The sequence below is a fragment of the Cellulomonas sp. NPDC057328 genome (assembly GCF_042667215.1).
In the GTDB taxonomy this organism is placed as follows: domain Bacteria; phylum Actinomycetota; class Actinomycetes; order Actinomycetales; family Cellulomonadaceae; genus Cellulomonas.
In genome coordinates, this window is sequence record NZ_JBHUZW010000144.1 from 1 (window position 1) to 9,337 (window position 9,337).

The 9,337-nt window shown below is 76.0% G+C and carries 7 protein-coding genes; 1 reads left to right on the forward strand and 6 read right to left on the reverse strand.

Translation table 11 applies throughout. The annotated features are described in order from the left end of the window. Positions 1–48 precede the first annotated feature (48 nt). The gene (eno, locus tag ACFUMH_RS17440; protein WP_378208545.1) at positions 49–1,329 is read right to left on the reverse strand and encodes a phosphopyruvate hydratase; all 1,281 of its coding nucleotides are present in this window, start codon (positions 1,327–1,329) and stop codon (positions 49–51) included. Positions 1,330–1,468: 139 nt separating this feature from the next. On the opposite strand from eno, the gene ACFUMH_RS17445 reads away from it, so the two are divergent. After that, a complete protein-coding gene (locus ACFUMH_RS17445; protein ID WP_378208547.1) occupies positions 1,469–2,302 on the forward strand; it encodes a putative protein N(5)-glutamine methyltransferase in 834 nt (277 codons plus the stop codon). A 28-nt stretch (positions 2,303–2,330) separates the two neighbouring features. Here ACFUMH_RS17445 and ACFUMH_RS17450 read toward each other — a convergent pair whose 3' ends face one another. From ACFUMH_RS17450 to ACFUMH_RS17470, 5 genes are all read right to left on the reverse strand, one after another. After that, complete coding sequence (locus ACFUMH_RS17450) at positions 2,331–4,400, reverse strand: endo-1,4-beta-xylanase (RefSeq protein WP_378208550.1); 2,070 nt, start codon at positions 4,398–4,400, stop codon at positions 2,331–2,333. A 98-nt stretch (positions 4,401–4,498) separates the two neighbouring features. After that, positions 4,499–5,893 (reverse strand): Re/Si-specific NAD(P)(+) transhydrogenase subunit beta, encoded by a 1,395-nt coding sequence (pntB, locus tag ACFUMH_RS17455; protein ID WP_378208552.1) that lies wholly within the window; start codon positions 5,891–5,893, stop codon positions 4,499–4,501. A gap of 4 nt (positions 5,894–5,897) precedes the next feature. After that, a complete protein-coding gene (locus ACFUMH_RS17460) occupies positions 5,898–7,463 on the reverse strand; it encodes a Re/Si-specific NAD(P)(+) transhydrogenase subunit alpha (protein ID WP_378208554.1) in 1,566 nt (521 codons plus the stop codon). 103 nt (positions 7,464–7,566) lie between these two features. Then, a complete protein-coding gene (locus tag ACFUMH_RS17465; RefSeq protein ID WP_378208556.1) occupies positions 7,567–8,595 on the reverse strand; it encodes a MazG family protein in 1,029 nt (342 codons plus the stop codon). A 13-nt stretch (positions 8,596–8,608) separates the two neighbouring features. Next, positions 8,609–9,265, reverse strand: coding sequence for a hypothetical protein (locus tag ACFUMH_RS17470; protein ID WP_378208558.1), 657 nt, complete (start codon positions 9,263–9,265; stop codon positions 8,609–8,611). Positions 9,266–9,337 lie beyond the last annotated feature (72 nt).

The window sequence follows — 9,337 nt, forward strand, 5'->3', positions numbered from 1 at the left end:
GCCCGCCACGAGGGCGGACCGGGCGTCGGGCGGCTGCGTCGTGGGACGTCAGGCCGAGAAGCGCGGGAAGGCGCTGCGACCGGCGTAGATGCCCGCGTCGTCCAGCTCCTCCTCGATGCGGAGCAGCTGGTTGTACTTGTTGATGCGCTCGCCGCGGGCGGGCGCACCGGTCTTGATCTGGCCGGCGTTCGTCGCGACCGACAGGTCGGCGATCGTCGTGTCCTCGGTCTCGCCGGAGCGGTGCGAGGTCATCGTCGTGAAGCCGCTGCGCTGCGCGAGCGTCACCGCGTCGAGCGTCTCGGTGAGCGTGCCGATCTGGTTCAGCTTCACGAGCAGCGAGTTCGCCGCCTTGAGCTGGATGCCCTTGGCGAGGCGCTCCGGGTTCGTGACGAACAGGTCGTCGCCGACGATCTGCACGCGGTCGCCGACCTTGCCGACGAGCTCGACCCACGAGTCCCACTCGTCCTCGGACAGCGGGTCCTCGACCGAGACCAGCGGGTAGTCCGCGACGAGCTGCTCGTAGAACGCGATCATCTCGGCGGGCGACTTGGCGGCACCCTCGAACTGGTACGCGCCGTCGCGGAAGAACTCCGTGGCGGCCACGTCGAGCGCGAGCGCGACGTCCTGGCCGGGCACGAAGCCGGCCTTCTCGATCGCGACGAGGATGAGGTCGAGCGCGGCGCGGTTGCTCTCGAGGTTCGGCGCGAAGCCGCCCTCGTCGCCGAGGCCCGTCGCCAGGCCCTTGCTCTTCAGCACGGACTTGAGCGAGTGGTACACCTCGGTGCCGGTGCGCAGCGCCTCGCGGAACGTCGTCGCGCCGATCGGGGCGACCATGAACTCCTGGATGTCGACGTTGGAGTCCGCGTGCGACCCGCCGTTGAGGATGTTCATCATCGGCACGGGCAGCACGTGCGCGTTCGGGCCGCCGACGTAGCGGAACAGCGGCAGGTCGGCCGAGTCGGCCGCGGCCTTCGCGACGGCGAGCGAGACGCCGAGGATCGCGTTGGCGCCGAGCTTGCCCTTGTTGGGCGTGCCGTCGAGCTCGATGAGCGCGGCGTCGACGAGACGCTGCTCGCTCGCCTCGAACCCGATGAGCTCCGGCGCGATGTCGTCGATCACCGCGTTGACGGCACCCTCGACGCCCTTGCCGCCGTAGCGGGGGTCGTCCGAGTCGCGGCGCTCGACGGCCTCGAACGCACCCGTGGACGCGCCCGAGGGGACGGCCGCGCGGGCGATCGTGCCGTCGTCGAGGGCGACCTCGACCTCGACAGTGGGGTTGCCGCGCGAGTCCAGGATCTCGCGGGCGCCGACGGCCTCGATGCTGGCCATGGTGCTCCTTCGACAGACGGATGGGTATGCGACGTCAGCCTAGTCGTGCGACGCGGCGGCACCCGGAGGACCTTCGGCTGGTGGACGCCCGGCCCCGCACGTGCGCGGCCGGCGGGGAGGCCGGTGCGAGGATCCCGGGGTGACCCGCTCCCCCGTGCCGCCGGACGCCGCGGACCGCGCGGACCCCGTGCCCGACGCGCTGGTCGCGCGGCTGCGGGCCGCGGGCTGCGTGTTCGCCGAGGAGGAGGCCGCGCTGCTGCGCGCCGCCGCGACCGGCGCGGCCGACCTCGAGGCGCTGGCCGACCGCCGCGTCACGGGCGAGCCGCTCGAGACCGTGCTCGGCTGGGTGGCGTTCGCCGGGCGGCGCGTCGCCGTCGGCCCGGGCGTGTTCGTGCCGCGCCGGCGCACCGAGCTGCTCGCACGGGCCGCCGTGGACCTCGCGTGCGCGGCCGCGGGGACGCCGGCCGCCGGGGGTCCCGTCGTCGTCGAGCTGTGCTGCGGCGTCGCCGCCGTCGCGACGGTCGTCGCGCAGGACGTCCCCGGGACGCGGGTGCACGCCGCCGACGTCGACCCCGTCGCCGTCCGGTGGGCCGCGCACAACCTCGGCGACCACGGTGCGGCGACGACCGGCGACCTGTTCGACGCGCTGCCGGCGGACCTGCGCGGGCGCGTCGACCTGCTGGTCGCCAACGCGCCCTACGTCCCGACGCACGCGGTCGCGACGATGCCCGTCGAGTCACGTGCGCACGAGCCGCGCGTCGCCGTGGACGGCGGGGCCGACGGCGTCGACGTCCAGCGCCGGCTGCTCGCGGGCGTGGACGCCTGGGTGCGTCCCGGCGGGCACGTGGCCGTCGAGACGGGCGAGCGGCAGGCGCCCGTGACGGCCGCCGCCTTCCCGGCGGGCTGGGTCACGCACGTGCTGCGCGACGACGACCTCGACGGGACCGTGGTGGTCGGACGCCGCCCGGCCTGAGCGGGCCGTGCCGCGCGCGCCGCGCCGGTCAGGCGTTCTCGCAGGGCAGCCCGTTGAGGAAGACGACCGACGGGCGGTCGACCCGGCCGCCGTGCGTGCCGTTGAAGCCGAGGTCGACGGACCTGCCCGGCGCGATCCGCGCGTTCCAGCCCGCGTCCCGCGCGTGCACCTCGAAGCCCGTCTGCCACCACGTGGCGTTCCACCCCTGCGTGAGGCGCTGGTCGCTGCTCGTCGTCGAGAAGCGCAGCGTCCAGCCGTCGACCGCGGCGCCCAGCGCCGTGACGCGCAGGTTGGCCGTGTACCCGGTCGGCCAGGCGTGCGCCGTCCACGCGACGCGGCACGTCGGGTGCGGCGGCAGCGTCGGCGGCGGGGTGACCGACGGGCTCGGCGGCGGCGGGATCGGCGTCGTCGTGGTCGTGGGCGTGGGGGACGGCGTGGGCGTCGCGGTCGGCGTGGTCGTCGCCGTGGGGGTGGACGTGGGCGTGGGCGTCGGCGTGGTGGCGATCCGCGTCGGGTCGACCAGGCCCCAGTACGCCGGCTTGGCCTGCAGCGCGCCGTCGAACAGCAGCGGCGCCGCGCCCGCGCGCAGCCACGTGCGGCTGTCCTCGAGGCCCCACACGGTCAGCGACTCCAGGCTCGCCGCGTGCCGGCGCAGCATGGCCAGCAGGTCGCGGTAGTAGTAGCCCTGCTCGAGCAGGCGGTCGGCGGGCGGCACGGCCCACGACTCGCCGGCGTCCCGGTAGGTGGAGACGTCGAGCTCGGTGACGGCCTGCCGCACCGGCAGCGCCTCGAACGCGGTGATCGTCGCCTCCGCCATGGCGATCGACCGCCCCACCTCGACGTGCAGCTGGTGCCCGACGCCGTCGACGGGGACGCCCTGCGCGAGCAGGTCCGTGACGAGGCGCAGGTACGGCGCGCGCTTGTCCGGGAACTCGGTGTTGTAGTCGTTGACGTACAGCTGCACCTCGGGCCCGAACGCGTCGCGCGCGTACCGGAACGCGTCGGCGACGTACGACGGGCCGAGCACCCGGTACCACTCGCTGCGGCGCATGCCGTCGGGCTGCGACTCGTCGATCACCTCGTTGACGACGTCGAACGCGAACACGGGGTTGCCCGGGGTGCCGAACTCGCCGTACCGCTCGCGCAGGTGGTCCGCGACGGCCTCGACGTGGGTGCGCAGCCGCTCGCGCAGCAGGGCCTGGTCGGCCGCGGACGTGGTGAGCGGCGTGCCGTCGGGCCGCTGGAAGAACCACGCGGGCGTCTGCTGGTGCCACAGCAGCGTGTGCCCGTACACGCGCACGCCGTGCTCGACGGCCCAGTCGACCAGCGTGTCGGCGGCGGCGAACGTGAAGGTGCCCTCGGTGGGCTGCACCGCGTCGGGCTTGAGCTGGTTGCCGGGCGTGATCTGCGCGGCGTGGTGCGCGAGGAGCTCGCCGCGGCCGCCGAGCAGGTCGACCGGCTCGACCGCGAGGCCGAACGGGAAGTCGTCCGCGAGCGCGTCCGCCACGGACGGCAGCGACAGGTCCGGCGTGTACCGGACGCCGCTGACGAGGACGTCGTCGACGAGCACGTCCGTGAGCGAGGACGTCGACTCGACGTACAGCGACGCGGTGTCGAACGCGCCGGGCACGTACGTGCCGAGCACCTGCGTCCACGCGTCGGTGCTGACCCCGGCGACGGTGGTGACCGTGTCGTACGACGACGTGCCGTCGACGTCGCGCTGCACGGACACCCGCAGGTCCGCGGGCGCGGACCCGGCCGGCAGGCGCAGCCACAGGCCGATCCGGTACGACGTGCCGGGCTCGAAGGCGTCGGTGACGTCGACGGCCGCGCCGTCCCAGGGGGCCGTGCGGCCGGTGACGAGCAGGCTGTGCGTGCCGCGGGGGCCGTGCTCGGCGGTGCGCGCGACGGTCGCGCCGCCCCGCGCGCCCCACCCGCCGAGGTCGGACTCGAAGCCGGTGCTCAGCACGATCGCCGGCGAGAGCGCCCGCGACGGCTGCGCGAGGGGTGCGACGAGCGCCAGCGCCGCGACGCACACGGCGGCGAGGACGGCCGCGACGGCGGCACGGGTGCGTGCGGACGGGGTGGCGGGCAGCATGTCGCGGACGCTAGGCGCCCCCGCCGCCCGGGGACCAGGGCCGAACCGTTTCCGTCCCCGCACGCGGTGGCGCGGGGGACGACCCGGAGGCGGCCTGCTCAGGCCGTGGTCAGCGGCGCGAGGATGCGCTCCACCTGGTCCTTCGCGTCGCCGAACAGCATCACGGTGTTCTCGCGGAAGAACAGGGGGTTCTGCACGCCCGCGTACCCGGTGGCCATCGACCGCTTGAACACGACCACCTGCTTCGCCCGCCACACCTCGAGCACCGGCATGCCGGCGATCGGCGACGACGGGTCGTCGAGGGCCGCGGGGTTCACCGTGTCGTTGGCGCCGATGACGAGGACGACGTCGGTGCGCGCCAGGTCGTCGGCGATCTCGTCCATCTCGAGCACGATGTCGTACGGCACCTTGGCCTCGGCGAGCAGCACGTTCATGTGCCCGGGCAGGCGCCCGGCGACGGGGTGCACGGCGAACCGCACGTCCACGCCCTGCGCGCGCAGGCGCGCCGTCAGCTCGGCGACGGGGTACTGCGCCTTGGCGACGGCCATGCCGTACCCGGGCGTGATGACGACCGTCCGTGCCTCCCGCAGCATCGCGGCGACGTCCGCCGCCGTCGTCTGGCGGTGCTCGCCGTGCTCGTCGCTGCCGCCCGCGACGACCGTGCCGCCCGCGGCGCCGTACCCGCCGAGGATCACCGAGACGAACGACCGGTTCATGGCCCGGCACATCAGGTACGACAGGATCGCGCCGGACGAGCCGACGAGGGCGCCGACGACGACGAGCAGGTCGTTGCCGAGCATGAAGCCGGCCGCGGCCGCCGCCCAGCCGGAGTACGAGTTGAGCATCGACACGACGACGGGCATGTCACCGCCGCCGATCGCCGCGACGAGGTGCCAGCCGAGGGCGAGGGCGACGAGCGTCATGAGCGCGAGCGGCGGCACGGACGGCTCCGCGAGGAACCACGCGAGCAGCGCGCCGGACGCCACGAGCGCCGCGAGGTTGAGCAGGTGGCGGCCCGGCAGCGTGAGGGGCGCCGACCTGGTCCGCCCCGACAGCTTGAGGTACGCGACGACCGAGCCGGTGAACGTCACCGCACCGATGAGCACGCCGAGGTACACCTCGACGAGGTGCACCGCGTCCGGCTCCTCGGTGAGGAACGAGTTGTAGCCGACGAGCACGGCCGCGAGCCCGACGAACGAGTGCAGGACCGCGATCATCTCCGGCATCTGCGTCATCTCGACGCGCCGCGCGCGCCACGTCCCGACGACCGCGCCGATGGCCAGCGCCATCGCGACGAGCAGCAGCGTGACGGCGACGGGCCGCTCGGAGACGTCGGCCGCGAGCAGCACGGTCGCGAGCAGGGCGAGGCCCATGCCCGCCATGCCCGTCACGTTGCCGCGCCGGGCCGTCTCCTGCCGGCTCAGCCCGGCGAGGCTCAGCACGAACAGCAGCGCGGCGACCAGGTACACGGCCTGCGCCAGGGACGTCAGCACGGCGTCAGGCCTCCTTGCGGAACATGGTGATCATGCGGCTCGCGACGAGGAAGCCGCCGAAGATGTTGATCGCCGCCACGGTCGCGGCCACGAACGCGAGGGTCGTGACGACCCACGAGTCGTCCCCGATCTGCAGCAGCGCGCCGACGAGGATGATGCCGCTGATCGCGTTGGTCGTGGCCATGAGCGGCGTGTGCAGCGAGTGGCTCACGTGCGAGATGACGTAGTAGCCGACGACGACCGCGAGCGCGAAGACGGTGGCGTGACCGACGAACGACGCGGGGGCGAGCGTGAGGGCGACCGTGGCGAGCACCGCGCCGAGGGCGTACAGCACCGCGCGGCGCTGCGAGCGGCGCCGGGCGTCGGCCCGTGCGGCGGCGGCGCGGGCGGCCGCCTCCTCGGGGGTCTCGGCCGGGACGGGCGCGGCCGCCGGGGCGGGCGCCGCCGACACGGCCACGGGCGGTGGGGGCCACAGCACCTCGCCCTCGTGCGCGACGGTCATCCCGCGCTGCACCGGGTCGTCGAGGTCGAGGACGACGGTGCCGTCCTTCGCCGGCGTCAGCAGCGCCAGCAGGTGCACGACGTTCGTGCCGAACAGCTGCGACGTGTGCTGCGGCATCCGGCTCGGCAGGTCGGTCCAGCCGAGGACGACGACGCCGCCCTCCGTGACGACGCGCTCCCCCGGCACGGTGCGCGCGCAGTTGCCGCCGCCGGACGCAGCCAGGTCGACGACCACCGAGCCCGGCCGCATCGCCGCGACCATCTCCGCCGTGATCGTCGTCGGGGCCGTGCCGCGGACCAGGGCGGTCGTCACGACGACGTCCGCCCACGCGGTCTGCTCGGCGTACACCGCGGCGGTCAGGCGCTCCTGCTCGTCGGTCAGCGCGCGGGCGTAGCCGTCCGACGACACCTCCTGCGCCGCACCGGCGACGCGCACGAACTCGGCCCCCATCGACTCGATCTGCTCGCCCACCTCGGGGCGGACGTCGAACGCGCGCACCTGCGCGCCCAGGCTGCCGGCGGTGCCGATCGCGGCCAGCCCCGCGACGCCCGCGCCGATCACGAGGACGCGGGCCGGCGGGGTCGTGCCCGCCGCGGTGACCTGGCCGGCGAACATGCCGCCGAACTCCTCGGCGGCCTCGATGACGGCGCGGTACCCCGCGACGTTGGACAGGGTCGAGAGGACGTCGAGCGCCTGCGCGCGGGAGATGCGCGGGACCGCGTCGAGCGCCAGGCCGGTGACGCCCCGGGCGGCGAGGCGGTCGGCGACGCCGGGGTCGACGTGCGGCCGCAGCATCGCGACGAGCGTCGCGCCGGGGCGCAGGAGGTCGAGCTCCTCGGGGCGCGGCGCGTGCACGGCGGTGACGACGTCGCTCGCCCAGACCTCGGCCGCGTCCGCGACCCGCGCGCCCGCGGCCGCGTACGCCGCGTCCGTGAACGTCGCGCCGACGCCGGCGCCGGCCTCGACGACGACCTCGTGCCCCAGGTCCCGCAGGCCGGCGACCGTGCGCGGGGTCGCCGCGACGAGCCGCTCCCCCGGGCGGTGCTCGCGGGGGACGCCGATCCTCATCGCTGCTCCTCGCTGTCGCACCGCGCACGGGCGGTCGCCCGGCGCGGCTCCATCGTCGTCGCGGCGGCGGCCGGTCCCCCCGGACCTCGGTCCCGGGCGGGGCCTACCGCCACGGCGTGGGGCCGTCGGGGGCGTCGCCGCGCTCGGCGGCGCGCAGCCCGACCTCCCACGCGGCCGCCGCCCGGCGCAGCGCACCCTCGGCGTCGACGCCGTCGCGCTCCGCCTCGAGGACGAGCGCGAGCAGCCGTGCCCCGAGCGCCGCGTCCACGTCCGACGGGACGTCGCGGTCGGCGCCGCCGGGCGGGACGTCGCGGTTGGCCCCGCCGGGCGGGACGTCGCGGTCGGCGACGCCGGGCGGGACGTCGCCGTCCGGGCCGCCGGGCGGCACGTGGCCCTCGGGCGTGCCCGTCACGACCGCGACGGCCGCGTCCACGTCCTCCCGGTCCTCGGGCGCCGGCACGGGACCGTCCGTGCGGATCTCCCCGTCGGCCGGTCCCGCGGCACCGGCGGCCGCGTGCGGCAGGTCCGGCGCCGGTGCGGCCGCGGTCGCGTCGAGCAGCCCCGCGCGGACCGCCTTGCCGGCGACCTTCTGCGTGCGCGCGAGCGCGCCCAGCGAGGCGGGCACGCCGTCGAGCGCCGACTCCCGCGCCGGCTTCTCGGCGCGCTTCGCGTCGTCCCACCGGCGGTGCACGTCGCCGGCCTCGAGCGCGTCCGCGTCGTCGCCGAAGACGTGCGGGTGGCGCCGGACCAGCTTGGCGACGAGCCGGTCCGCGACCTCCGCGACGTCGAACGGGTCCGCGGCGTCCTCCTGCGCGACGCGCGCGTGGAACACGACCTGCAGCAGCACGTCGCCGAGCTCCTCGCGCAGACCCTCGCGGTCCCCCGCGTCGACCGCCTCGGCGAGCTCGTGCACCTCCTCGAGCGCGTACGGCACGAGGCTCGTGTGCGTCTGCTCGGCGTCCCACGGGCAGCCGCCCGGCGAGCGCAGCCGGTCCATGACGGCGACGAGCCGGCCGAACGCCGCCGCGGCGGGCGCCGCCGCCGCGGGGACGTCGTCCGGGAGCGCCGACGCGGCGGCCTCGGCGTCCGTGGTGTGGCGCCCGCGCCGGCGTCCGCGGGGCTCCGTGGTCATCGTCGCCCCGTCGTCATCGCGGCGACGACGTCGGTGCCGGCGTGGCGGCGGGGTCGCCGGGCGCGTCCCCGCCGGAGCCGTCCCCGGCGGCCGGTGCGCGACCGCCCTCCGGCACGACCCACTCCGGCGCGGTCGGCGGCGCGACACCGACGTCCTGGAACGTGCCGAACCGGGGGTTGACCTCGATGTCGGCGTCGGCGACGAGCTGCCGGTACTCCTCGGCGGCGGCCTGCCCGTCCGGTGCGGCCTGCACGGCGTCGGCGGCGAGCGAGTACCGCCCCACCACCACGGCCTGCTCGCCGAAGTCGAGGCGCGCCGCCTCCTCCTCGCCGAGCTGCTGGACCGCCTGCTGCTCGAGGAACGCGCGCGCCTGGTCGTCGCTGACCCCCACGCCGCGCGCCCCGGCCACCTCGGAGAGGAACGGCTCGGTCACGAGGATCGTCAGCACGCCCTGCGGCGACACCCCCGGGTACACCGGCGTGAGGTCGTCCAGCGCCGCGGTGAGGTCGTCGGTCGACACCGCCTCGCCGTCGACCACCGCCGCCGCGCCGGGGTGCCCCGCGCAGGCCGTCAGCAGCCCCGCCGCCAGCAGCGCGGCCGCCGCCGCACCCGTCGCGCGGGACCGTGCCCGCGCGCGTCGGGTCGTCCGTGTGCCTCGTCGCACCGTCACCAGAGCCTCCCGTCCTCGGAAGTCGTCCCTCGACCGCGGCCATCGTAGGGCCCACGGGCGACGGCGCAGGCG

What these genes read in the sequence shown, in the direction of transcription:
- ACFUMH_RS17460 (WP_378208554.1), bottom strand. Translation starts at nt 7,463, where the DNA reads ATGAGGATCGGCGTCCCCCGCGAGCACCGCCCGGGGGAGCGGCTCGTC.
- eno (WP_378208545.1), bottom strand. Translation starts at nt 1,329, where the DNA reads ATGGCCAGCATCGAGGCCGTCGGCGCCCGCGAGATCCTGGACTCGCGC.
- ACFUMH_RS17450 (WP_378208550.1), bottom strand. Translation starts at nt 4,400, where the DNA reads ATGCTGCCCGCCACCCCGTCCGCACGCACCCGTGCCGCCGTCGCGGCC.
- ACFUMH_RS17465 (WP_378208556.1), bottom strand. Translation starts at nt 8,595, where the DNA reads ATGACCACGGAGCCCCGCGGACGCCGGCGCGGGCGCCACACCACGGAC.